This window comes from Micromonospora sp. AKA38, assembly GCF_027925725.1.
GTDB lineage: Bacteria > Actinomycetota > Actinomycetes > Mycobacteriales > Micromonosporaceae > Micromonospora.
In genome coordinates, this window is the sequence record NZ_BNEI01000004.1 from 366583 (window position 1) to 390527 (window position 23945).

A 23945-nucleotide genomic window follows, 5' to 3' on the forward strand; every position below is an offset into this window, starting at 1 on the left:
GAGCGTCACTCTCCGGAGTTTTTCGTGCGCATCCTGCTGCTGTCCACCGCCGACACCGACCTGCTGGCCGCCCGCGCCAGCGACGCCGACTACCGGCTCGCCAACCCCGCGCGGGTCGACGCCGACGCGGTGCCCGCGCTCGTCGACGGCGTCGACCTCGCCGTCGTACGCCTGCTCGGCGGCCGGCAGACGTGGCCGGACGGGCTGGCCGCCGTGCTGGCCAGCGGCGTCCCCACGGTGGTGCTCGGCGGTGAGGCGCTGCCCGACGCGGAGCTGATGGCGGTCTCCACCGTGCCGTCCGGTGTGGTCACCCAGGCGCTCGCGTACCTGGTCGAGGGCGGCCCGGCGAACCTGGGCCGGCTGGCCCGGTTCCTGTCCGACCGGGTGCTGCTCACCGGCGAGGGCTTCGACCCGCCCGCGCCCACCCCGGCCTACGGCGTGCACGGCGATCCGGAGATCGTCCCCGGCCGGCCCACCGTGGGGATCGTCTTCTACCGGGCGCACGCGCTGGCCGGCAACACCGGCTTCGTCGACGTGCTCGCCGACGCGGTACGGGCCGCCGGCGGGAACCCGCTGCCGATCTTCTGCGGCTCGCTGCGGGGGTTGACCGCCGGCGCCGGTCCGCTCGGACTCTTCGGCCGGTGCGACGCGCTGCTGGTCACCGTGCTCGCCGCCGGCGGAGCGGTGGCCGCTGACGCCTCCGGCGGCGGCGACGAGGACGCCTGGGACGTCGGCGCCCTCGCGGCGCTGGACGTGCCGGTGATCCAGGCCCTCTGCCTCACCAGCACCCGCGAGCAGTGGGCGGGCAGCGACGCCGGACTGTCCCCGCTCGACGCCGCCATGCAGGTGGCCATCCCCGAGTTCGACGGCCGGATCATCACCGTGCCGTTTTCGTTCAAGCGGATCGACGCCGACGGGCTCTCGGTCTATGCCGCCGACCCCGACCGGGCCGCCCGGGTGGCCGGCATCGCGGTCCGCCACGCCCGGCTGCGGCACGTGCCCGCCGCCGACAAGCGCGTCGCGGTGGTGCTCAGCTCGTACCCGACCAAGCATTCCCGGGTCGGCAACGCGGTCGGTCTGGACACCCCGGCCTCCGCCGTCCGGCTGTTCGCGGCGATGGCCGACGCCGGCTACCACCTGGGCGACGCCCCGCCACCCGACGACGGCGACGCCCTGATCCACGCGTTGATCGCCGCGGGCGGCCACGACGTGGAGTGGCTCACCCCGGAGCAGCAGCGCGCCGCCGAGGCCCGGATACCGGGGCGCACGTACCGACGGTGGTTCGACGAGCTGCCCGCCGCGCTGCGCGAGCGGATGCGGGAGCACTGGGGAGAGCCGCCCGGCGAGCTGTACACCGACGGCGGGGACATCGTGCTGGCCGGCCTGCGCTTCGGCAACGTGGTGCTGCTGATCCAGCCGCCGCGCGGCTTCGGGGAGAACCCGATCGCCATCTACCACGACCCGGACCTGCCGCCCAGCCACCACTACCTGGCCGCGTACCGCTGGCTCGCCGCGCCGGTCGCCGACGGTGGGTTCGGCGCGGACGCCGTGGTGCACCTGGGCAAGCACGGCACCCTGGAGTGGCTGCCCGGCAAGGGCCTCGGCCTGGCGGCCGACTGCGCCCCCGACGCGGTGCTGGGCGACCTGCCGCTGGTCTATCCGTTCATCGTCAACGATCCCGGTGAGGGCACCCAGGCCAAACGGCGTGCCCACGCCGTCGTGGTCGACCACCTGGTGCCGCCGATGGCCCGCGCCGAGACCTACGGAGACCTGGCCAGACTGGAGCAACTGCTCGACGAGTACGCCACCGTGCAGGCCCTCGACCCGGCCAAGGCGCCGACCGTGCGGGCGCAGATCTGGGACCTGGTCTGCGCCGCCGAACTGCACCACGACCTGCACGCCGAGGCGATGCCCGACGCCGACGACTTCGACGACTTCGTGCTGCACCTCGACGGCTACCTCTGTGAGGTCAAGGACGTGCAGATCCGCGACGGGCTGCACGTCCTCGCCGCCGCCCCCACCGGCGAGCCGCGGGTCAACCTGGTCCTCGCGGTGCTACGCGCCCCGCAGGTCTGGGGCGGCACCCGTGCCCTGCCCGGCCTGCGGCAGGCCCTCGCCGGCGCGTACGGTCTCGACGAGCAGGCGCTGCTCGCGTCGCCGGGGCGGCGGGTGGCCGTGCCGGCCGCGCTGACCGAGGTCGTGGACGGGCCGTCGGTCACCGCCGCCGACGCCGTCGACCTGATCGAGGCGCTGGCGCGCCGGCTGGTGGTCGGCCTGGAGACCCTCTGCTGGGAGGCCGACGCGGTCGAGGCGGTGGTCGCGGAGGTGACCGGCCGGGCCGTCCCGGACGCCGCCGCGGTGCTCCGCTTCGCCGCCACCGAGGTGGTGCCCCGCCTGGCGCGGACCACCGACGAGCTGACCAACACCCTCGGCGCCCTGGACGGCCGGTTCGTGCCGCCCGGCCCGTCCGGCTCGCCCACCCGGGGGCTGGTCAACGTGCTGCCCACCGGTCGCAACTTCTACTCCGTCGATCCCAAGGCCATCCCCAGCCGCAACGCCTGGGACGTCGGCACGGCGCTGGCCGACTCGCTGCTCGCGCGGCACCTCGCCGACACCGGCGTGTACCCCCGGTCGGTCGGGTTGTCCGTCTGGGGCACCAGCGCCATGCGGACCCAGGGCGACGACATCGCCGAGGTGCTGGCCCTGCTCGGCTGCCGACCCGTGTGGGACGACCGCTCGCGGCGGGTCACCGGCGTCGAGGTGGTGCCGACCGCGGAACTGGGCCGGCCCCGCGTCGACGTCACGGTCCGCATCTCCGGGTTCTTCCGCGACGCGTTCCCGCACGTGGTGGCGCTGCTCGACGACGCCGTCCGGCGGGTGGCCGCGCTGGACGAGCCGGACGCGGAGAACTTCGTCCGCGCGCACGTCGCCGCCGACCTGGCCGAGCACGGCGACGAGCGGCGGGCCACCGCCCGGATCTTCGGCTCCAAACCGGGCGCGTACGGCGCGGGACTGCTGCCGCTGATCGACGCCCGTACCTGGCGCAGTGACGCCGACCTCGCCGAGGTGTACGCGGTCTGGGGTGGCTACGCCTACGGCCGCGGTCTCGACGGGCGGGAGGCGCGTGCCGACATGGAACGCTCGTTCGCCCGGATCGCGGTGGCCGTGAAGAACCAGGACACCCGCGAGCACGACATCGTCGACTCCGACGACTACTTCCAGTACCACGGCGGGATGGTGGCGATGGTCCGCCACCTGACCGGCGCCTCGCCGGAGGCGTACGTGGGTGACTCGGCGATGCCGCACGACGTGCGCACCCGGACGCTGGGCGAGGAGACCCGGCGGGTGTTCCGGGCCCGGGTGGTCAACCCGAAGTGGATCGCCGCCATGCGCCGGCACGGCTACAAGGGCGCGTTCGAGCTGGCCGCCACCGTGGACTACCTGTTCGGCTACGACGCCACCGCCGGGGTGGTCGACGACTGGATGTACGAGCACCTCGCCGCCGCCTACGTCTTCGACGACACCACCCGTGACTTCCTGGAGCGGTCCAACCCGTGGGCGTTGCGCGGCATCACCGAGCGGCTGCTGGAGGCCGCCGACCGGGGGCTGTGGGCCGAACCGGAGCCGGCCACCCTGGACCGGCTCCGCGACACGTACCTCGCCAGCGAGGGTGACCTGGAGGAACGCGCATGAGCACCTACCCGTTCAGCGCTGTGCTCGGCATGGCCGACATGCGGCTGGCGCTGCTGCTCAACGCCGTCTCCCCGGCGATCGGCGGGGTGCTGGTGCGGGGCGAGAAGGGCACCGCCAAGTCCACCGCCGTACGGGCCCTCGCCGCGCTGCTGCCACCGGTGCGGCGGGTGGCGGGCTGCCGGTTCGGGTGCGATCCGGCCGCGCCCGACCCGGCCTGCCCGGACGGTCCGCACCTCGCCGGCGCCGCCGCCGAGACCGCGCCGGCCCGGCTGGTCGAGCTGCCGGTCGGCGCCGCCGAGGACCGGGTGGTCGGCTCGCTGGACCTGGAGCGGGCCCTCGGCGAGGGGGTACGCGCCTTCGAGCCGGGCCTGCTGGCCGCCGCGCACCGCGGGGTGCTCTATGTCGACGAGGTGAACCTGCTGCACGACCACCTGGTCGACCTGCTGCTCGACGCCGCCGCGATGGGTCGCAACCACGTCGAGCGGGAGGGCGTCTCGGTCAGCCACGCCGCCCGGTTCCTGCTGGTCGGCACGATGAACCCGGAGGAGGGTGAGCTGCGCCCGCAGCTCCTCGACCGGTTCGGGCTCACCGTCGAGGTGGGCGCCAGCCGGGACCCGGCGGTCCGCGTCGAGGTGGTCCGTCGCCGGCTGGCCGCCGACGCCGACCCGGCCGGCTTCGCCGCCCGCTGGGCCGAGGCCGAGGCGCGGACCGCCCGACAGGTGGCCGCCGCCCGGCAGCGGCTCGCCCGGGTACGACTGCCGGACTCCTCGCTGCGCCAGATCGCCGAGGTCTGCGCCGCGTTCGACGTGGACGGGATGCGCGCCGACATCGTCACCGCCCGTACCGCCATGGCGCACGCCGCCTGGCACGGGCGGGACCGGGTGACCGTCGACGACGTCCGGATGGCCGCCCGGCTGGCCCTGCCGCACCGGCGTCGCCGCGACCCGTTCGACACTCCCGGCCTGGACGACAAGCGCCTCGACGAGGCGTTGCAGCGCGCCCAGGACGAGCACCCCGACGACCCGGACGACGGCGGCCCCGACGGCGACGGCCCGCGGGACGGCGGTCCGGGCGGTCCCGGCGGTCCGGGCGGTCCGGGCGGCCACGGTGGGGCCGCCGGGGACGGTCCCGGCTTGGGCGGGGGCGGCCCGGACGGGCGCGGCGGAGACCGGGGTGCCGGGGACGGTCGCGGTCCCGACGTGGCAGACCCGGAGGCGCACGGTTCCGGCGGGCGCGGCACCGTCGACGCCGACCGACGCGGACCCGACGGAGAGCCGTTCGCCGGGGACGGGCCGCCCGGTCCCGGCGGGCGGGCCGACGGCGGCCGGCCGGGCGACGGCGGCAGCGACGACCGGCGTCGGGGCCGGCCCGGTCCGGGCGACGGCGGCGCCGGCCCTCAGTCGGTGGCCGTACCCCGGGGTGGGCTGACGGCGCGGCTGCTCACCGCGCCCGGGGTGGGGGACGGGGTGCCCGGTCGGCGGTCCCGCGCCCGCACCGGGCGGGGCCGCACCACGGGCGCCCGGGTGCCGTCCGGTCGGGTGGCCGCGCTTCACCTGCCGGCCACGGTCCGCGCGGGCGCGCCGCACCAGGCGGCCCGGGGTCGGCTCACCGGCCCACTGAGGCTGCGCCCGGACGACGTGCGCGAGGCGGTCCGCGAGGGACGCGAGGGCAACCTGGTGCTGTTCGTGGTGGACGCCAGCGGGTCGATGGGCGCCCGCGAGCGGATGACGGCGGTCAAGGACGCCGTGCTCGCCCTGCTCACCGACGCGTACCAGCGGCGGGACAAGGTGGCGGTGATCGCCTTCCGGGGCGACCGGGCACGCACCCTGCTGCCGGCCACCTCGTCGGTGCTGACCGCCTCGATCCGGCTGGCCGAGATGTCCACCGGTGGGCGTACCCCGCTGGCCGAGGGCCTGCTCGCGGCGGCCGACCTGCTGCGCCGGGAACGGCTGCGCGACCCGAAGCGCCGCCCGCTGGTGCTGGTCGTCACCGACGGTCGTGCCACCGCGGGTCGGCGCCCGCTGGAGCGGGCGGCCACGGCGGCGACGGTGCTCGCCGCCACCGGCGCTCCCTGCGTGGTCGTCGACTGCGAGTCGGGTCCGGTCCGCCTGCGCCTGGCCCACCGCCTGGCCACCCAGCTCGACGCCCCCCGCCACCCGTTGCACGCGGTCACCCGGCCGTCCGCCCGCGGTCCCGCACGCGCCGCCCCGGCGTAGCGGACGACGCGCGCCCATGACCGACCGTCCGACCGGAGTGCCGACGAGGAGAGATCGCTGATGCCACAGGGGAAGCCGAGCACGGTGCCCGACGACGGCCTGACGACCCGGCAGCGGCGGCACCGGCCACTGCTGATCGTCCACACCGGACAGATGAAGGGGAAGTCGACCGCCGCGTTCGGGTTGGCGCTGCGGGCCTGGACCGCCGGCCTGCCGATCGGGGTGTTCCAGTTCGTCAAGAGCGCCAAGTGGCGGGTGGGGGAGGAGAACGCCTTCCGGGCGCTCGGCGAGGTGCACGAGCGCACCGGTCAGGGCGCGCCGGTGGCCTGGCACAAGATGGGCGAGGGCTGGTCCTGGATCCAGCGCGCCGGTGCGGCCGACCACGCCGCCGACGCGCTGGAGGGCTGGCGGCAGATCCAGCGCGACCTGGCCGCCCAGCGGTACGGGCTGTACGTGCTGGACGAGTTCACCTACCCGATGAAGTGGGGCTGGGTGGACGTCGACGAGGTGGTCGCCACCCTCGCCGACCGGCCCGGCTTCCAGCACGTGGTGATCACCGGGCGCGACGCCGACCCACGGCTGGTCGAGGCGGCCGACCTGGTCGCCGAACTGACGAAGGTCAAGCACCCGATGGACGCCGGTCAGAAGGGCCAGAAGGGTATCGAGTGGTGACCGACCCGACGACGCCCTGGGCGCTGCCCCGGCTGGTGGTGGCCGCGTCGGCCAGCGGGCACGGCAAGACCACGGTGGCCACCGGGCTGCTCGCCGCGCTGCGCCGCCGTGGCCTGACGGTCAGCCCGCACAAGGTCGGTCCGGACTACATCGACCCCGGCTACCACGCGCTCGCCGCCGGCCGGGCCGGCCGCAACCTCGACCCCTTCCTGGTCGGCGCGGACCGGATCGCCCCGCTGCTGCGGCACGGCGCGAGCGTCCCCACGCCCGCCGACGTCGCCGTGGTCGAGGGCGTCATGGGCCTGCACGACGGCGCCGTGGGCCGGGGCGACTTCGCCTCCACCGCGCACGTCGCCCGGCTGATCGACGCGCCGGTGCTGCTGGTGCTCGACACCACCGCGCAGGGTCGGTCGGCCGCCGCGCTCACCCTCGGCATGGCCGCCTTCGACCCGACGGTGCGCATCGGCGGGGTGATCCTCAACCGGGTCGGTTCGCCCCGGCACGAGACGCTGCTGCGCGACGCGCTCGCCGAAGTGGGCGTGCCGGTGCTCGGGGCGGTCACCCGGGCCGCCGAGGTGGCCGCCCCGGCCCGGCACCTCGGGCTCGTCCCGGTCACCGAGCGGGCGCCCGAGTCGCTCGCGATCGTCGCGGCCCTCGCCGACCTGGTCGAGTCCACGGTGGACCTGGACGCCGTGCTCGACCTGGCCCGCACCGCCGCGCCGCTGCGGGTGCCCGCCTGGGACCCGGTCGCCGCCGTCGGCGGCCCGGCCGGCGGGGACCGTCCGCTGGTCGCGGTCGCCGGTGGTCCGGCCTTCACCTTCTCGTACGCGGAGACCACCGAACTGCTCACCGCGGCCGGCGCCGACGTGGTCACCGTCGACCCGCTGCGCGACCCGGCACTGCCCGCCGGCACCCGCGCGGTGATCGTCGGCGGCGGCTTTCCCGAGGCGTACGCGGAGGCGCTGGCCGGCAACGCCACACTCCGTGCCGAGCTGGCCGCCTTCGACGGCCCGATCGTCGCCGAGTGCGCCGGGCTGCTCTACCTCGGCCGGTCCCTGGACGGCGCGGCCATGTGCGGGCGGCTCGACCTGACGGCCCGGATGACCGGCCGGCTGACCCTCGGCTACCGGGAGGCGGTCGCCGCCGCCGACTCCCCGGTGGCCCGGGCCGGCGACGCGGTACGCGGCCACGAGTTCCACCGCACCACCACCGACCCCGGCCACGGCGAGCAGCCGGCGTGGCGCTGGAACGGCGCGGCGCACGGCTTCGTGGCCGGCCGGGTGCACGCCTCCTACCTGCACACCCACTGGGCCGGCCACCCGTCCGCCGCCCGGCGCCTGGTCGAGGCGTGCCGATGACCGCCGGGGCCGCCGCGCCGGTCGACGCCGTGCTGACCGGGATCGGCGTCGGGCCCGGCGACCCGGAACTGCTCACCCTCAAGGCGGTACGGGTGCTGCGTGCGGCCGACCTGGTCTTCGTTCCCGTGATGGCCGATCGGCCCGCGGGCGCCGCGGACCAGGGCGGGGCCGCCGGGCGGGCCGAGCGGACCGTGCTGGCGCACGTCGGGGCGGACCGGCTGCGCCGGCTGCCGTTCGCCCTGGACGACCGGGGCGGCGTGAGCCCGCGCCGGGCGGCGGCCTGGGACGCCGCCGCCCGCGTGGTGGTCGAGGCGGTCGACGCCGGGGCGCGGGCGCTCGCCTTCGCCACCATCGGCGACCCCAACGTCTACTCCACCTTCGGCTACCTGGCGCAGAGCGTCCGCGCGCTGCGCCCGGTGGTGCGGGTCGCCACCGTGCCCGGTATCACCGCCATGCAGGAGCTGGCCGCGCGCAGCGGCACCCCGCTCTGCGAGGGACGCGAGCCGCTGACCCTGCTACCGGCGACCGCCGGGCTGGCGCTCTTCGCCGACGCGCTGGCCGGCCCGGGCACCGTGGTCGCCTACAAGGGCTGGCGGCGGCACCCGGAGCTGGTCGGGGAGCTGCGCCGGCAGGGCCGCCTCGGCGACGCCGTGCTCGGGTGCGGCCTCGGGCTGCCCGACGAGCGGATCGGCGCGGTGGACGACGCCGAGCACGACCTGCCGTACCTGTCGACGCTGCTGGTTCCCGCCCGCCGGGACCGCCGAGGAGGAAAACTGTGACCGGCTCCGGAAAGGTGTGGTTCGTCGGGGCCGGCCCCGGCGCGGCGGACCTGTTGACCCTGCGGGCGGCCCGGGTGATCGCCGACGCCGACCTGGTGATCTGGGCGGCCAGCCTGGTGCACGCCGACGTGCTCGGCCACGCCCGGGCCGACGCGGAGATCGTGGACTCGTCGCAACTGCCCGTCGAGGGAGTGCTGCCGCTGTACGAGCGGGCCGCGCGGCGCGGGCTGACGGTGGCCCGGATCCACTCCGGCGACCCGGCGCTCTGGGGCGCGGTGCAGGAGCAACTGGACCTGTGCCGGGCGCTCGGCCTGGCCGTCGAGATCGTTCCCGGCGTCTCGTCGTTCACCGCCGTCGCCGCGATCGCCGGACGCGAACTGACCGTCCCCGAGGTCGCCCAGTCGGTGATCCTCACCCGTCTCGAAGGCGGCAAGACCCCCATGCCGCCCGGCGAACGGGTCCGCGACTTCGCTAGGCACGGCACCACGATGGCGCTGTTCCTCTCCGCCGCACGGTCCGGCCAGGCGCAGGCCGAGCTGCTGGCCGGCGGCTATTCGGCGGACACCCCGGCGGTGGTCGCGTACCGGGCGACCTGGCCGGACGAGCTGGTGGTGCGCTGCACGGTGGGCACCCTGGCGGCGACGGTCAAGGAGCACCGGCTCTGGAAGCACACGCTCTTCCTGATCGGGCCGGCGCTGGCCGCCACCGGGACCCGCTCCCACCTCTACCACCCCGGGCACTTCCACACCTACCGGCGGGCGGAGCCGGCCGCCCGGGCCGAACTGCGCCGCCGCACCGCGGCCCACCCCACCGACCCGACGGACGGTTCCCGGTGACGTACCCGGAACCGCCGCTGCGGGAGCCGGACCTGCCGCGTACCGCGAAGGTGCGGCCCACCGCGCTGCGCACCGGCTGGACCACCGGCGCCTGCGCGACGGCCGCGGCCAAGGCCGCGGTGACCGCGCTGGTCTCCGGCGTGCCGCAGCCCGAGGTGGAGATCGGGCTGCCGGCCGGCCGACGGGTCCGCTTCCCGGTCGCCCGCTGCGAGCTGACCGGTGTCCCGCCGAGGCGCGCCGAGGCGGTCGTGGTCAAGGACGCCGGTGACGACCCGGACGTCACCCACGGCGCGGAGCTGACCGCCACCGTCGACTGGGCCGACGCCCCCGGGCTGCGCCTGGCCGGCGGGCCGGGCGTGGGCACCGTCACCAAACCCGGCCTGGGGCTCGCCGTGGGTGGCCCGGCGATCAACGACACCCCGCGCCGCATGATCGACGCGGCGGTGGCCGAGGTGGTCGACCTGGCCGAGGTCGGCGTCCGGGTGGTGATCAGCGTTCCCCGGGGCGAGATCATGGCCCGCAAGACCACCAACCGCCGGCTCGGCATCCTCGGCGGCATCTCGATCCTCGGCACCACCGGGATCGTCCGTCCCTTCTCCACCGCCTCCTGGCGGGCCAGCGTCGTGCAGGCCGTGCACGTCATGGCCGCGCAGGGCGAGCGGACCGTGGTGCTCTGCACCGGTGGGCGTACCGAGCGGGCGGCCCGCGCGCTGCTGCCGGAGCTGCCCGAGGTCTGCTTCGTCGAGGTCGGTGACTTCACCGGCGCGGCGGTCCGGGCCGCCGTCGCCGACGGCATGACCGGTGTGGTGTTCGTCGGGATGGCCGGCAAGCTGGCCAAGCTCGCCGCCGGCGTCCTGATGACCCACTACACCCGCTCGGCCGTGGACCTGTCGCTGCTCGGCGCCGTGACCGCCGAGGCCGGCGGCGACCCGGCGCTGGTCGCCGCCGTGACCGGGGCGAACACCGGCCGGCACGCGTACGAGCTGTGGGAGGCCGCCGGGCTGCTCGGTCCGGCCGGGGACCTGCTCTGCCAGCGGGTCCGGCAGGTGCTGCTGCGCTTCGCCGGGCACGCCGTCACGGTGGACGTGGCGATGGTCGACTTCGCCGGGAGTCGCACGGTCGCCGCCACCGGCCGGTGGGCACGGTGAGCACGGTGACCGTGGTCGGCCTGGACGCGGCCGGCGCGCCGGCGCATCCCGCCCTGACGCCGGCGCTCGCCGCCGCCGGGCTGGTGGTCGGCGCCGCCCGGCACCTGGCCGCGGTGCCCGTACCGCCCGGTGCGGCCACCGTCGCCCTCGGGCCGCTCGCCCCCGCCGTGGACCGGCTGGCCGCCGCCGTCGCCGCCGGCGTACCCGCCGTGGTGCTGGCCAGCGGCGATCCCGGCCTGTTCGGCATCGTCCGGCGCCTGCGCGCGGCCGGGCTGCCACTGCGGGTCGTGCCGGCGGTGTCCAGCGTGGCCGCCGCGTTCGCCCGCGCCGGGCTGCCCTGGGACGGCGCCGCGGTGGTCACCGCGCACGGCCGGGACCCGCGGCCGGCGCTGAACGCCTGCCGGGCACTGCCGCTGGTGGCGGTGCTCACCGCCCCCGGCGCCGGGGCCGCCGAGCTGGGCGTCGGGCTGGTCGGCTGGTCCCGCCGGCTGCTGGTCGCCGAGCACCTGGGCACCGACGCCGAACGGATCTGCGAGGTCACCCCGGCCCAGGCCGCCGCCGGGACGTGGTCCGACCCGCACGTGCTGCTCAGCGTCGCCACGCCCGACCCCGGCGGGATGCGGTGGGACAACCAGCCGGCCGCCGCGCCGGTCGACGGGTGGGCCCTGCCGGAGAGCGCCTACGCCCACCGCGACTCCATGATCACCAAGTCGGAGGTACGTGCCCTCGTCGTCGCCCGGCTGCGCCCCCGGCTGGGCCGGCTGGTCTGGGACGTCGGCGCGGGCAGCGGATCGGTCGGCGTCGAGTGCGCCCTGCTCGGTGCGGCGGTGCTCGCCGTCGAGCACGACGCCGGGGCCGCCGATGCGATCCGGGCCAACGCCGCCGCGCACGCCGTCGACGTACGGCTGGTCGTCGGGCGGGCCCCGGCGGTGCTGGCCGGCCTGCCCGACCCGGACGCGGTCTTCGTCGGCGGCGGGGGCACCGACGTCCTCGCCGCCGTGGTGGCCCGCCGCCCCGACCGGGTGGTGCTCACGCTGGCCGCCCTGGACCGGGTCGCGCCGGCCGTGGCGCTGCTGCGCGCCGCCGGCTACCGGGCCGGGGGCAGCCAGCTCTCCGCCGCCCGCCTCGCCGACCTGCCCGGCGGGTCGATCCGTCTCGCGGCCACCAACCCGGTGGTCGTCCTCACCGGGGAGCGCACGTGCACCACCTGACCTCGCACGCCCGGATCGGGCTCGTCGCGGCCACCGCCGCCGGCCGATGCCACGCCCGGACCGTCGCCGCCGCCTGGCCGCACGCCCGGCTGGTGCCGGGGGAGAGCGTCGCCGACGCACTGCGAACCGCCTGGTCCGACTGTGACGCGGTGATCGCCTTCCTGGCCACCGGCGCGGTGGTCCGGATCCTCGCGCCGCTGCTCGGCGACAAGCGCACCGACCCGGCCGTCGTGGTCGTCGACGAGGCAGCCCGGCACGCCGTGGCGCTGCTCGGCGGGCACGCCGGCGGCGGCAACGCCCTCGCCGAGGCCGTCGGCGCGCTGGTGGACGCCCGGCCGGTGGTCACCACCGCCACCGATGCGGTCGACCTGCCCGGCCTGGACACCCTGGGCTGGCCGGTGGAGGGTGCCGTCGCCGCGGTCTCCCGGGCCGTGCTGGACGGCGAACCGGTCCGGCTGGTCGCCGACGTCGACTGGCCACTGCCCGCCCTGCCGCCGAACGTGCGCCCGTCCGGTGCCGACGCACCGGGGGCCGCCGACGGGGTGCCGGCCGGCTACCGGCTGCTGGTCACCGACCGGCTGGTGCCGCCGGACGACCGGACCGCCGTGCTGCGCCCCCCGTCGCTGGTCGCCGGGATCGGGGCCAGCCGGGGCGTGCCCGCCGACGAGGTGCGCGACCTGCTGCACCGGGAGCTGACGTCGGCGGGGCTCAGTCCGGCCAGCCTGCGCTGCCTGGCCAGCGTCGACGTCAAGGCCGACGAGGTGGGCATCGTGGCGACCGCGAACGCGCTGGGCGTACCGCTGGTGACGCATCCGGCGGTGACGCTGGCGGCGGTCGACGTGCCGCACCCCAGCGAGGTGGTGCGCGCCGCGGTCGGCACACCCAGCGTCGCGGAGGCCGCCGCGCTGCTCGGCGTCGACGGCCGGTCCGGCGACGCCGAACTGCTGGTGCCCAAGACGGCGTCGGCGATGGCCACCGTGGCGGTGGCCCGGCACGCGCCGCGCGGCCGGCTCGCCGTGGTCGGGCTCGGGCCGGGCGCCGCCGACCTCCGTACCCCCCGCGCGGTCGCCGAGCTGCGCCGGGCGGCCGTGGTGGTCGGCCTGGACCAGTACGTCGACCAGGTGCGCGGCGTGCTGCGCCCGGGCACCCGGGTGGTGGCCAGCGGGCTGGGCGCGGAGGAGGCCCGGGCCCGGGCCGCCGTCGCCGAGGCCGCCGCCGGCCGGGCGGTCGCGCTGATCGGCTCCGGCGACGCCGGGGTGTACGCGATGGCCAGCCCCGCCCTGGAGTACGCCGACGAGCGGATCGACGTGGTCGGCGTGCCCGGGGTGACCGCGGCGCTGGCCGCCGGGGCGCTGCTCGGCGCCCCGCTCGGCCACGACCACGCGTACCTGAGCCTGTCCGACCTGCACACTCCCTGGGAGATCATCGAGCGGCGGGTGACCGCCGTCGCCAAGGGCGACTTCGTGGCGCTGTTCTACAACCCGCGCAGCCGGGCCCGGGACTGGCAGCTCGGCCGGGCCCTGGCGATCCTCGCCGCGCACCGTCCACCGGACACCCCGGTCGGCGTGGTGCGCAACGCCAGCCGCGACGGCGAGCGGGTGCACCTGGCCACCCTGGCCACCCTCGATCCGCAGGTGGTCGACATGTACAGCGTGGTCGTCGTGGGCAGCAGCGACACCCGCCTGGTCGCCGGTCGGATGGTCACGCCCCGGGGGTACCGGTGGCGCTCGTGACCATCGGCGCCTGCCAGGGCTGCGGCGCCTGCCTGCTCACCTGCCCCACGCACGCGATCCGGCCGGTCGCCGGCGGCCTGACCGTCCGGGCCGACCGCTGCACCGGCTGCCTGGAATGCGTGGAGATCTGCCCGGTGGACGCGATCCGGCTCACCGACCCCGACGAACGTGGAGGAACCCGATGAGTACGACCGCCGCCAGCACCGCACCTCCGGTCGGCCGATGGAGCCGCGCCGAACGGGCCCGCCTCGGCGGCATCGTGCTCGCCGTCGCCATGCTGCACGTCGCCGGCTGGAGCTTCTACCTGTACTGGAACAACCAGCCCGTGGCGGCCGGTGGGCTGGCCGGCGCCGGCACCCTGGCGTACGTGCTCGGGGTGCGGCACGCGTTCGACGCCGATCACATCGCCGCCATCGACGACACCACCCGGCTGATGCTGCTGCGCGGTCGGCGGCCGGTGGGTGTCGGCTTCTTCTTCGCCCTCGGGCACAGCGCGGTGGTGCTGCTGCTGGCCCTGATCGTCGGCCTGGCCTCGACGAACCTCAGCGGCGCGGGGCTGGTACGGGCCCGCGAGCTGGGCGCCACCGTCGCGATCGTCACCGCCACCGTGTTCCTGACGCTGGTCGCGGTGCTCAACGCGGTGGTGTTGAGTGGGCTGGCCCGGCTGTGGCGCCGGCTGCGCCACGGTGGCCTGGACGAGCGGGAGCTGGACCTGCACCTGCTCAACCGGGGGCTCATGCAGCGGGTCCTCGGCGGCCGGGCCCGGGCGCTGGTGCGCTCCTCGTGGCACATGGCCCCGGTCGGTTTCCTGTTCGGCCTCGGCCTGGAGACCGCCAGCGAGGTGACCCTGCTGGCGCTCTCGGCGAGCACCGCCGCCGCCGGTGGCCTGCCGGTGCTGGCCCTGCTGACACTGCCGCTGCTCTTCGCCGCCGGGATGTCCGCCATGGACACCGCGGACAGTCTGCTGATGAGCCGCGCCTACTCGTGGGCGTACCGGCAGCCGGCCCGGCGGCTCTTCTACAACCTGGCCACCACCGCGATGACGGTGCTGGTGGGCGCCGTGGTGGCCAGCGTCTATCTGGCCGGGCTGCTGGTCGACCACCTGGGGATGACCGCGCTCTCCGGGTACGCCGCCGTCGCCGACCACTTCGAGCAGCTCGGATACGTCGTGGTGGGTCTCTTCGTGGCCTCCTGGGTGGGCGCGGTCGCGCTGTGGAAGCTGCGCGGCTACGACCGCCGCTACGCCGGCACGCTGCCCGCCGGCACCGGGGAGCAGCCGTGAGCCGGGTGGTGCACCCGATCGAGGCGGAGTCCTACCGGATCCTGCGCGAGCGGGTCGACCTCACGCACCTGCCGCCGTTGACCCGCGCGGTGACCGAGCGGGTCGTGCACGCCAGCGCCGACCTGGCGTACGTCGACGAGTTGGTCTGCGACGAGGCGGGCCTGGCGTCCGGGCTGGCCGCGCTGCGCGCCGGCGTGCCCGTGGTGACCGACGTGGCGATGGTCGCGGCCGGGATCACCCGGGCCGGCCTGGACCTGGTCTGCCCGGTCGCCGAGCCGGCGGCCGCCGAGCTGGGCCGGGCCGCCGGGATCACCCGGTCGGCGGCGGCCGTGCGGATCGCCCTGGACCGGGTCGGCCCGGGCGCGGTCTGGGTGGTCGGTTGCGCGCCGACCGCGCTTGTCGAACTGCTCACGCTGGCCGCCGCACCGGCCCTGGTCGTCGGTATGCCGGTCGGTTTCGTCGGTGCCGCCGAGTCCAAGGCGGCGCTGCGGGCCAGCGGCCTGCCCGCCGTGTCCAACGTGGGGGAGAAGGGCGGTTCGGCGGTCGCCGCCGCCGCCCTCAACGCCCTGCTCTACATCGAGGAGATGCCATGACCGGTCTGGTCATCGTCGGGCACGGTACGCGCAGCGCGGCCGGGGTCGACCAGTTCGCCGCGCTCGTCGAGCGGGTTCGTCGACGCGGTGTCGTCGGGGACGTCGAGGGTGGCTTCATCGAGCTGTCCCGTCCGCCGCTGACCGACGCGGTGACCGCGTTGGTGGAGCGGGGACACCGGGCGCTGGTGGCGCTGCCGCTGGTGCTCACCGCCGCCGGGCACGGCAAGGGCGACATCCCCGCCGCGATGGCCCGCGAGCAGCAGCGCCACCCCGGGTTGACCTACCGCTACGGCCGTCCGCTGGGCCCGCATCCCCTGCTGCACGCCGCCATCGAGGAGCGGATCGACGCCGCGCTGGCCGGCGCCGACCGGGCCGGTACGTGGATCGCGTTGATCGGCCGGGGCTCCACCGACCCGGACGCCAACGCCGAGGTGGCGAAGGTCGCGCGGCTGCTCTGGGAGGGACGCGGTTACGCCGGTGTCGAGCCGGGGTTCATCTCCCTCGCGGAGCCGTCGGTGCCGGCGGTGCTGGAACGGCTGCGCCGGCTCGGGGCGCGGCGGATCGTGGTGGCGCCGTACTTCCTGTTCGCCGGGGTGCTGCCGGACCGGATCGTCGCCCGGTCGGCCGAGTTCGCCGCCGCGCACCCGGATCTGGACGTGCGGGTGGCCGAGGTGATCGGCGACTGCGACGCGCTGGCGGACCTGGTGCTCGAACGGCACGCCGAGGCGCTGGCCGGGGACATCCGGATGAACTGCGACACCTGCGCGTACCGGGTGCTGATGCCGGGCTTCGCCGACAAGGTGGGCCGCCCGCAGCGCCCGCACGACCACCCGGACGACCCGGTCGACGGTCACCACCATCACCACGGCCACGGCCACGGCCACGGCCACGATCACCACCACGAGGCGACGGCGGGGTCGGTCGCGGTCGTCGGCGGTGGGCCCGGCCCGGACGACCTGATCACGGTACGCGGAAAGGCCCTGTTGGACGCCGCGGACGTGGTGGTGGTCGACCGGCTGGCCCCGCACGGGCTGCTCGCGGGGCTGCGTGACGACGTGCTGGTGGTCGACGCGGCCAAGGTGCCCCGCGGTCCGTCGATGGCGCAGGACACGATCAACGCGGCGCTGGTGACGCACGCCCGCGCCGGCCGGCGGGTGGTGCGGCTCAAGGGCGGCGACCCGTACCTGTTCGGTCGCGGCCACGAGGAGGTGCGGGCCTGCGCGGAGGCCGGTGTGCCGGTGACCGTGGTGCCCGGCGTGAGCAGTGCGTTCGCCGCGCCGGCGCTGGCCGGTGTGCCGGTGACCCACCGCGGCGTCGCGCACGACGTCACCGTGGTCTCCGGGCACCTGCCGCCGGGTCACCCGGGCTCGCTTGTCGACTGGGCGGCGCTGGGCCGCGCCCGGGGCACGCTGGTGCTTCTCATGGCGGTGGACACCATCGCCAAGATCGCCGCCGTGCTGGTCGAGCACGGCCGCGCCCCGGAGACGCCGGTGCTCGCCGTGCAGGACGCCGGGCACCCCGGACAACGCGCGGTGCCGGCCCGGCTGGACGAGATCGGCGCGGTCGCCGCCCGGCAGGGCATCCGTCCGCCGGCCGTGTTCGTGGTGGGTCAGGTGGCCGCGCTGGGCTGACCGGCCCGTTCGTGCGGGAGGGAGGGACCCTCGCCGAGCGCGGCCACCGCGGCCGTGGGTCGGGCGAAGGCTCCCGCTCAGGGGCTCGCCGGATCCGGCCGGCGGCGCGCGAAGGCGTCGAGCCTGCCCCAGCGGCCGGGAATGTCCAGCAGGGTGATCCGTTCGAAGGCGGGCGGGAGCGCCGGGGTGGTGGCGAGGTGGTCCTCGTGGGGCTCCATGCCCAGCATCGTGCGGAGCAGAAGCAGCGATGCCCCGCTGGACCACGCCTGTGGACTGCCGGCGGTCGGATACCGGACCGGGTAGCGGGTGGTCCGGCGGTCGAACCCGCCGAACGCCTCGGGCAGGCGACCCTCGAAGAAGCCCGCGGCCTCGATGATTCCTTCGGCGATGCGTCCCGCCTCGTCGGTCAGACCGTAGCGCCGCAGTCCCCAGGCGATGAAGGAGTTGTCGAACGGCCACACGGTCCCGTTGTGGTAACCCAGCGGGTTGTAGCGGGCCTGCCCCTCGGCCAGCGTGCGGACACCCCAGCCGGAGAACAGCGCGGGGCTCATCAGGAGTTCGGCGACCCGTCCGGCGCGCTCCGGCGGGACGATGCCACTCCACAGGAGGTGTCCGATGTTGGAGGTCAGGCTGTCCACCGGCGTGCCGTCGCCGTCGAGCGCGAGGGCGTAGTAGCCGCGGTCCGCCAGCCAGAAGTCCCGGTTGAACCGGTCGTACAGGGCCGCCGCCTCCCGCTCCAGACGCTCGGCCAGGGCCGGATCGTTCCAGAAGGCACGCGCCAGCCGGGCCGCGCGGATCTTGGCATCGTAGGCGTAGCCCTGGGTCTCGCACGTCGAGCGGGGGAAGCCGGGGAGTCGTCCGTCGGCGTAGGAGATGCTGTCCCACGAGTCCTTCCAGCACTGGTTGTCCAGGCCGGTGGAGCGGTTACGGCGTTCGTACGAGACGTAGCCGGCGCCGGTGAGGTCGGCGTGGTTGTCCAGCCAGTCGAGCGCGGCGCGCGCCTCCTGTTCCAGCTCACGGACGAGATCCGCGTCGCCGCTCCACCGCTCGTACTCGTCGAGCAGCACCAGGAACAGCGGGGTGGCGTCCACGGTGCCGTAGTACGGCGAGTGGGGTTGCTCCTCGAAGGCCGCTGACTCGCCGTAGCGCAGTTCGTGCAGGATCCGGCCGGGATCCTCCTCCAGCACGTCGTCGGTGCGCGCGCCCTGGAGCGAGGCCAGGATCCGCAGGGTGGCCGGTGCCAGGGACGGCGTGAACGGCAGCGCCTGTAGACAGGTGAGCAGACTGTCCCGGCCGAAGAGGGTCATGAACCAGGGCAGCCCGGCGGCCGGCACGGTGGCGCCGCCGAGTGAGAGCGGCGCGAACCGCAACGCCGCCAGGTCCACCAGGCTGCGTTGGTAGACCTGGCGCAGCACCGGGCTGTCGGTGTCCAGGGTCGGAGCCGCCGCCACCCAGGCACGTACGCCGTCGGGCAGGGTCGACGCGTCGGGCCGGTGGACCCGGAGCCCGGCCCGCAGGTCGACGCCGTCGGGTCGCGGCGCTCTCATCTCGGCCCTCACCTCGACCGTCCAACTGGCTCCGGCGTCCAGCCGGATCGGGAAGTCGAGGTGCTCCGGGGTGAAGGTCGCCGGCTCGCTGGCCGTGAGGACCACCTCCCGCTGGAAGGTGGCCCGGCGATAGCCCAGCCGTAGCTCGTCGGGGGTGACGTGCGCGTAGCGTTCGCCGACCTTCGCGTCGGCAGCGAACTTGATCTCGAAGATGTCGGCGAAGTCGGCGGCCACCTCGAGACGCACCGCGAGGTCGAGGTCCGACTCGCCGTAGTTGAAGACGGTGACGGTCTCGACCAGGTCGGCGCCGATGCGGCGTCGTCGGATCGCGGACACGTCCGCCTGGACGTAGTCCATCCGGCCGCCGGGAACGAGGAAGAACGCCACCTCGAAGTACTGGCTGTCGTCCACCGAGAGGGCGGTCATCCGCTCGCCGTCGATGGTCAGCACCCACCGGGACAGGTAGCGCGAGTCGGCGGAAAACAGACCGACCGGCGCGGCCGACGAGGCCTCGATGTCCCCACTGCTGTCGGAGACGACGAACGTGTTCCCGTCGATGCAGGACACGGTGCCCGGCACGTCCCTCACGCGGCGCCTCCACCCTGCCGGCCGGCCGCCGTCACGGGCGCGGGGAACAGCCGTCCGATCCGCAGTGCCAGCGCGAGATCACCGTCGACCATGATCTCGCCCCGGGCGATCGCCGCCAGCCCGTTCATCCCGCCGGCCACCATCGCCACGGCGGTCTGTTCGGAGAGGGTGATGACCGTGGTGGCGGGGCCGTCGTCCTCGGTGACCCGTAGCCGCCCGTGGTCGATGTCGAGCCGCCGGTGGTGTACCCCTCGGTCGTCGTGGATGTCGAACCGCACGCTGCCACTGACCTTGACGAGCCGCTCGTCGGGGCCGCTCCGATCCAGACCGTCGAGAAAGGCGTCGATCGGCGTCACCCGGACCTCCTCGCTGCCACCGGTGTCTGGCCGGCGGTGGCTACCCGCGCCGGGGCGGCTCTAACACCGCCCACACCGTCGGAGCGGGGTGCAAAGCACGCAGACGGGCCGATCTGCGGAACCCGTACCCGGCCCGGCGGGACGCCCGGTTCGGCAGTCGTTCCTGAGCGGCACGACGCCCGTCCTCGGCCCACCTCGGACGGGACGCCGTGTCGGGCGCTCCGCTCAGCCGGTGCGCCACTTCTGGTTGGCGGTGCCGCCGCACTCCCAGAGTTGCAACCGCGCGCCGTCGTTGCCGTTCCAGTCCTTGATGTCGACACACTTGTTGGCCTGCGGGTTGACCAGGTCCCCGGCGGCGGACAACACGAACTGCTGCGCGGCGTTGCCGCTACAGGTGGCGATCTGGATGACCGCGCCGTTGTCCCGGGACCCCCAGGCGACATCCATGCACATGTTGTTCTGCGTGCGCAGGCTACCGCCGGTGAAGGTCCAGCTCTGTGCCGCCGTGCCGTTGCAGTTCCAGGTCTGGAGGGGAACCCCGTCGGAGAAGTTCGAGTTCGGCACGTCGACGCACGTGTTGTTCCAGTTGCTGATGATCCGGGTCCCGGTCCCGCCGCCGCCGGTGGTGACCAGGTTCAGCCCGTAGACGCCGAGGATCTCGTTGACCGGCTGGAACCACATGGTGCCGCCGGAGGTGCAGTTGCCCGATCCGCCCGAGGTTACCCCCTGTGCCTGGTCGCCGGAGAGCCAGGCGCCGCCGGAGTCGCCCCCCTCGGCGCAGGCGTTGCTGCGGCTGAGCCCGTAGACCGCGCCCTGCGCGTAGTTGACCGTCTCCTCCCGACCCAGGAGGGTGCCGCAGCGCCAGCCGGTCGTCCGTCCCGACCGGCATACCGAGCTGCCGATCACCGCGTCCCGGGAGCCGGCGACGGGAGCATTGCCCCCGGCATAGTTGTTCACCCAGGGTCGTGGCGTCCAGTCTCCGTTGGTGCGGACCCAGGCGTAGTCGTTGCCGGGGAACGACGAGCCGGCGAAGGTGCCCTGCGCCACGTTGTTGTACCCCCGGGTGGGGCTGCCGGTGGCCCCGCAGTGTCCGGCGGTGACGAAGCCGCCCGCGACGGCGAAGCCGACCGAGCAGAGCACGTTGCCGTTGATGACGAACTGGTCGCCGCCTCGGATGTCGTACACCGGGCGCGGTGCGTCCGGAGCCGTCGCGTAGCGGACGAGCCCGCCGGCGAGGCCGCTGCCGCCGACGAACGCGCGGGCGGTGCGCTCCTGGCCCGGCGCGACCCGCACCACGACCTCGTTGGCGGCGGCGTCGACGTACCAGCCGCGCACGGCGGCGCCGGGCGGATGGCTGCGTGCCCGCCGATCCAGTGTGGTAAGTGCCGAGGTGAGACTCGTGAGCGCCCGGGGGACGAGCCGGGGCCGGGCCCCCTCGGCCCGTACCGCCGCGGCGGCGGACGCGTCGGTGACGGCGACCGTGAGGGGGCCGCTCGTGTCCAACCACGAGCCGGCGTACCGGGCGCCGAGGCGGGAGCGCAGCCGTCGGTCGACCACCGCGGCGGCGGCCTCGGCTGTCAGGCGGGCGGTGAGTTGGTCGTCGGTCAGGCGCAGATCGCGGCGCATCGCCTCGGCCATGCCGGCCGGCAGGCCGGACACCTGCGCCTGTGCCCGAGCGGTGGGGGAGGTCTCCGGCGGTGCGGCGGCCGGCATCGGCAGCGCGAGCGTCGCGGCGGTGAGCAGCGCCATTGTTCTGGTCATCGAACTCCTTCCGGTGGGTGCGGCGTCGCGCCGTGCCTCCGGGCGCGAGAGAGCGCTCTCAGAGTGAAACCGTAAACAACCTTTGTCAATAGATGTGCCTCGATCGACGTGGCGCGGGGGACGCTGCCGGGGAGTCAGCGCCCCGGCTTGGTCAGGGCGCCCAGGGCGTCGTGACGTTCCAGGTGCTGTCCGCGGCCCACAGCGCGGGTGAGTTCCACGCCTCGCCGCCCGCGCCGTTGCTCAGCCAGACCTCGGAGTCGTAGTGCCGCAGGTACCTGCCGCGGAAGTTGTAGGACTCCAACGAGACGCCGCTTCCGGTGACCCCGACCCGGGCGCACCAGGTGGCGTCCGCGCGGAGCAGCGCCGAGCCGTCGTTCGGCGAGTTGCGTACGCGCGAGTTCTGGTGCCGGAGGAACTGCCCGGGGAAGTTGACCGACTCGAACGAATAGCACGCCGCGTCGGCCAGACCGGCCCGGACCGTGTAGGTCGCGTCGTTCCTGAGCAGCGCGGAGCTGTTCCCGTCCACGACCTCCGTGTAGGCGAGGCTGTCCCGGTGCCGCAGGTACCGGTTGGTGAGTCCGGGGGTGGTGACCTGAAAGGATCGGCGGGTGTTCAGCGGCAGCGCCACCGGCGCCGAGCTGCCGACGGATCTCGACGCGTTGATGAGGGACAGGTTGGCGGCCCGTACCCGGGCCTGGTCCATCTTGACCACCTGCCGGTCGTAGGTGAGGAATCCGTTCAGCTCACCCTCCTGGTCGGCGATCTCGGTGTAGACCGAGGCGCTCAGTCCCTTGCCGAGCATGAGGTTCTGGGTGCCCTGCACGAGTCCGACGTAGCGGTCGGTCAGCGCCGTGGAGTCCGGTTGCCACTCGTACGCGAAGAAGGCGCCGTTCGGGCTCCACTCGTGTCCGGGCGCGCGCAGGCCCAGGCCGCCGAACTCGCCGAGCACGGCGATCCGGCTGCTCGACGGCACCGGCGAGTCCGGCCCCAGGTAGACGTGCCAGTCGTCGATGTCGCCGTTGCCGGGGTCGCCCAACGACTGGCAGCAGTTGTAACCGCTGTGCGCGTTGACGAGGCGGGTCGGGTCCTGGTTCTTCACGTTCTGGGCGACCCGGCGGGTGTCGGCCAGCGCACGCTCCCCCCACCCCTCGTTGTAGACGGTGTAGGTGACGACGGCCGGCGAGCTGCGGTGCTCGTCCACGATCTCGCGGGCCTCGGCTTCGAGCTGCGCCTGCTGCGCGTCGGTCGCGTCGATGTCCTGCGCGGTCAGTGACGGGACGTCCTGCCACACCAGCAGACCGAGCCGGTCGGCGTGGTAGAACCAGCGCTGCGGTTCGACCTTGATGTGCTTGCGCACCATGTTGAAGCCGAGGTCCTTGTGCTTCTGCAGGTCGAAGGCGAGCGCGGCGTCGGTGGGCGCGGTGTAGAGCCCGTCCGGCCAGAACCCCTGGTCCAGCGTGCCGGTCTGGAAGACGAACTGGCCGTTGAGCTTCGGCCGCAGGACGCCGTTGACCACGCCGGTGCTGATCTCGCGCATGCCGAAGTAGTGCGTGGTCCGGTCGACCTGACCGCCCGCCGCGTCGCGCAGGGTGATCCGCAGGTGGTAGAGGAACGGGTCGTCGGGGGACCAGCGACGGGCGTTCGGCACGGGCACCGTGAACTCGGTGAAGCCGCCGGTCGCGGAGCCGACCACGGTGGAACCGTCGAGCGCCTCGGCCACGACGCGGTGCCCGCTGACGTCCCCGCGGGTGAAGACCCGGACGCGGAGGGTGTTGTCGGCCAGGCGTGGGTAGAGGTCGACGCTGCTGATCGACGCCGCCGGCACCGGTTCCAGCCACACCGTCTGCCAGATGCCCGAGCTCGGCGTGTAGAAGATGCCGCCGGGTTGCTTGGTCTGCTTGCCGATCGGCGGCAGACTGCCGCTCTGCCGGCTGTCCGTCGGGTCCCACACCTTCACCACGATCTCGTTCGCGCCGCTGCGCAACTGCGCGGTGACGTCGAAGGTGAAGGCGTCGTAGCCGCCGGTGTGGCCGCCGACCGCGACGCCGTTGACCCAGACGGTGGTCTGCCAGTCGACGGCGCCGAAGTGCAGCAGGACGCGGCGTCCGCCCCAGTTCGGGGGCACCGTCACGATCCGCCGGTAGAACAGGTGGTTGCGGTTGTCGCCGGCGGACCGTTGCACTCCGGAGAGGGCGCTCTCCACCGGGAACGGCACGTTGATCCGCTCGGGCAGGTCGGTGCCGAACTGCGGGGCGTCGTCCGTGGCGGACTGGCGTAGCTGCCACTCGCCGTTCAGGTTGAGCCAGTCCGGCCGGGTCATCTGCGGTCGCGGGTAGTCCGGCAGCGGCACGCCGTCGAGGGCCTGGGCGGTCCAGGGAGTGGTCAGCGGCGGGTTCTTGGCCGGCACGGCGTGCGCCGGCGCGGCCGGCGCGGTGAGCAGGCCGGCGACCAGCGTGAGAACGGCCAGCAGGGGCGCGGCGAGGCGGACGGGATCGGGACGTGTCATGCCGTCTCCATCGGGCGGGCCGTCAGGGCCGAGCT

Annotated in this window: 15 protein-coding genes and 2 pseudogenes; 13 read left to right on the plus strand and 4 right to left on the minus strand. The window is 75.1% G+C overall.

Annotated features, from left to right (window positions below):
• Window positions 1-24: 24 nt before the first annotated feature.
• From cobN to cobA, 13 genes and pseudogenes are all read left to right on the plus strand, one after another.
• Window positions 25-3693 carry a cobaltochelatase subunit CobN gene (gene cobN / locus TPA0908_RS17005; protein WP_281939093.1) on the plus strand — a complete coding sequence of 1223 codons (3669 nt, stop codon included), beginning with the start codon at window positions 25-27 and terminating at the stop codon, window positions 3691-3693.
• The gene (locus TPA0908_RS17010) at window positions 3690-5909 is read left to right on the plus strand and encodes a VWA domain-containing protein (protein ID WP_308447833.1); all 2220 of its coding nucleotides are present in this window, start codon (window positions 3690-3692) and stop codon (window positions 5907-5909) included. Before cobN ends, TPA0908_RS17010 begins: the two co-directional genes overlap by 4 nt.
• Window positions 5910-5969: 60 nt before the next feature.
• Window positions 5970-6581, plus strand: a complete 612-nt coding sequence (cobO, locus tag TPA0908_RS17015) for a cob(I)yrinic acid a,c-diamide adenosyltransferase (protein WP_281939095.1) — start codon at window positions 5970-5972, stop codon at window positions 6579-6581.
• The gene (locus TPA0908_RS17020; RefSeq protein WP_281939096.1) at window positions 6578-7939 is read left to right on the plus strand and encodes a cobyrinate a,c-diamide synthase; all 1362 of its coding nucleotides are present in this window, start codon (window positions 6578-6580) and stop codon (window positions 7937-7939) included. The genes cobO and TPA0908_RS17020 overlap by 4 nt, the downstream gene beginning before the upstream one ends.
• Window positions 7936-8718 (plus strand): precorrin-2 C(20)-methyltransferase, encoded by a 783-nt coding sequence (gene cobI, locus TPA0908_RS17025; RefSeq protein ID WP_281939097.1) that lies wholly within the window; start codon window positions 7936-7938, stop codon window positions 8716-8718. The genes TPA0908_RS17020 and cobI overlap by 4 nt, the downstream gene beginning before the upstream one ends.
• Window positions 8715-9554 carry a precorrin-4 C(11)-methyltransferase gene (gene cobM / locus TPA0908_RS17030; protein WP_281939099.1) on the plus strand — a complete coding sequence of 280 codons (840 nt, stop codon included), beginning with the start codon at window positions 8715-8717 and terminating at the stop codon, window positions 9552-9554. Before cobI ends, cobM begins: the two co-directional genes overlap by 4 nt.
• 50 nt (window positions 9555-9604) lie before the next feature.
• A pseudogene (locus TPA0908_RS17035) lies at window positions 9605-10621 on the plus strand (cobalt-precorrin-5B (C(1))-methyltransferase); the annotation flags it as partial.
• Window positions 10582-11913, plus strand: a complete 1332-nt coding sequence (gene cbiE, locus TPA0908_RS17040; protein WP_374709230.1) for a precorrin-6y C5,15-methyltransferase (decarboxylating) subunit CbiE — start codon at window positions 10582-10584, stop codon at window positions 11911-11913. The pseudogene TPA0908_RS17035 and the gene cbiE, both read left to right, overlap by 40 nt.
• Window positions 11901-13646, plus strand: a complete 1746-nt coding sequence (gene cobJ / locus TPA0908_RS17045; RefSeq protein ID WP_281939102.1) for a precorrin-3B C(17)-methyltransferase — start codon at window positions 11901-11903, stop codon at window positions 13644-13646. Before cbiE ends, cobJ begins: the two co-directional genes overlap by 13 nt.
• Window positions 13634-13857: pseudogene (locus TPA0908_RS17050) on the plus strand (4Fe-4S binding protein); the annotation flags it as partial. The gene cobJ and the pseudogene TPA0908_RS17050, both read left to right, overlap by 13 nt.
• Before the next feature lie 63 nt (window positions 13858-13920).
• Window positions 13921-14928: a HoxN/HupN/NixA family nickel/cobalt transporter gene (locus TPA0908_RS17055; RefSeq protein WP_374709231.1), complete on the plus strand. Its 1008-nt coding sequence runs from the start codon at window positions 13921-13923 to the stop codon at window positions 14926-14928.
• A complete protein-coding gene (locus tag TPA0908_RS17060) occupies window positions 14925-15521 on the plus strand; it encodes a precorrin-8X methylmutase (RefSeq protein WP_281939106.1) in 597 nt (198 codons plus the stop codon). The genes TPA0908_RS17055 and TPA0908_RS17060 overlap by 4 nt, the downstream gene beginning before the upstream one ends.
• Window positions 15518-17152: a uroporphyrinogen-III C-methyltransferase gene (gene cobA / locus TPA0908_RS17065; protein WP_281939108.1), complete on the plus strand. Its 1635-nt coding sequence runs from the start codon at window positions 15518-15520 to the stop codon at window positions 17150-17152. The genes TPA0908_RS17060 and cobA overlap by 4 nt, the downstream gene beginning before the upstream one ends.
• Before the next feature lie 77 nt (window positions 17153-17229).
• On the opposite strand, the gene TPA0908_RS17070 is transcribed toward cobA, so the two are convergent.
• The 4 genes from TPA0908_RS17070 to TPA0908_RS17085 all read right to left on the minus strand — a co-directional run bounded on the left by TPA0908_RS17070 (window position 17230) and on the right by TPA0908_RS17085 (window position 23910).
• A complete protein-coding gene (locus TPA0908_RS17070; protein WP_281939336.1) occupies window positions 17230-19278 on the minus strand; it encodes an amylo-alpha-1,6-glucosidase in 2049 nt (682 codons plus the stop codon).
• Window positions 19279-19283: 5 nt separating this feature from the next.
• Complete coding sequence (locus TPA0908_RS17075; protein ID WP_281939110.1) at window positions 19284-19643, minus strand: SCP2 sterol-binding domain-containing protein; 360 nt, start codon at window positions 19641-19643, stop codon at window positions 19284-19286.
• A 225-nt stretch (window positions 19644-19868) separates the two neighbouring features.
• Window positions 19869-21404, minus strand: coding sequence for a ricin-type beta-trefoil lectin domain protein (locus tag TPA0908_RS17080; RefSeq protein ID WP_281939112.1), 1536 nt, complete (start codon window positions 21402-21404; stop codon window positions 19869-19871).
• A 151-nt stretch (window positions 21405-21555) separates the two neighbouring features.
• A complete protein-coding gene (locus TPA0908_RS17085; RefSeq protein ID WP_281939114.1) occupies window positions 21556-23910 on the minus strand; it encodes an AbfB domain-containing protein in 2355 nt (784 codons plus the stop codon).
• Between the last annotated feature and the right edge of the window lie 35 nt (window positions 23911-23945).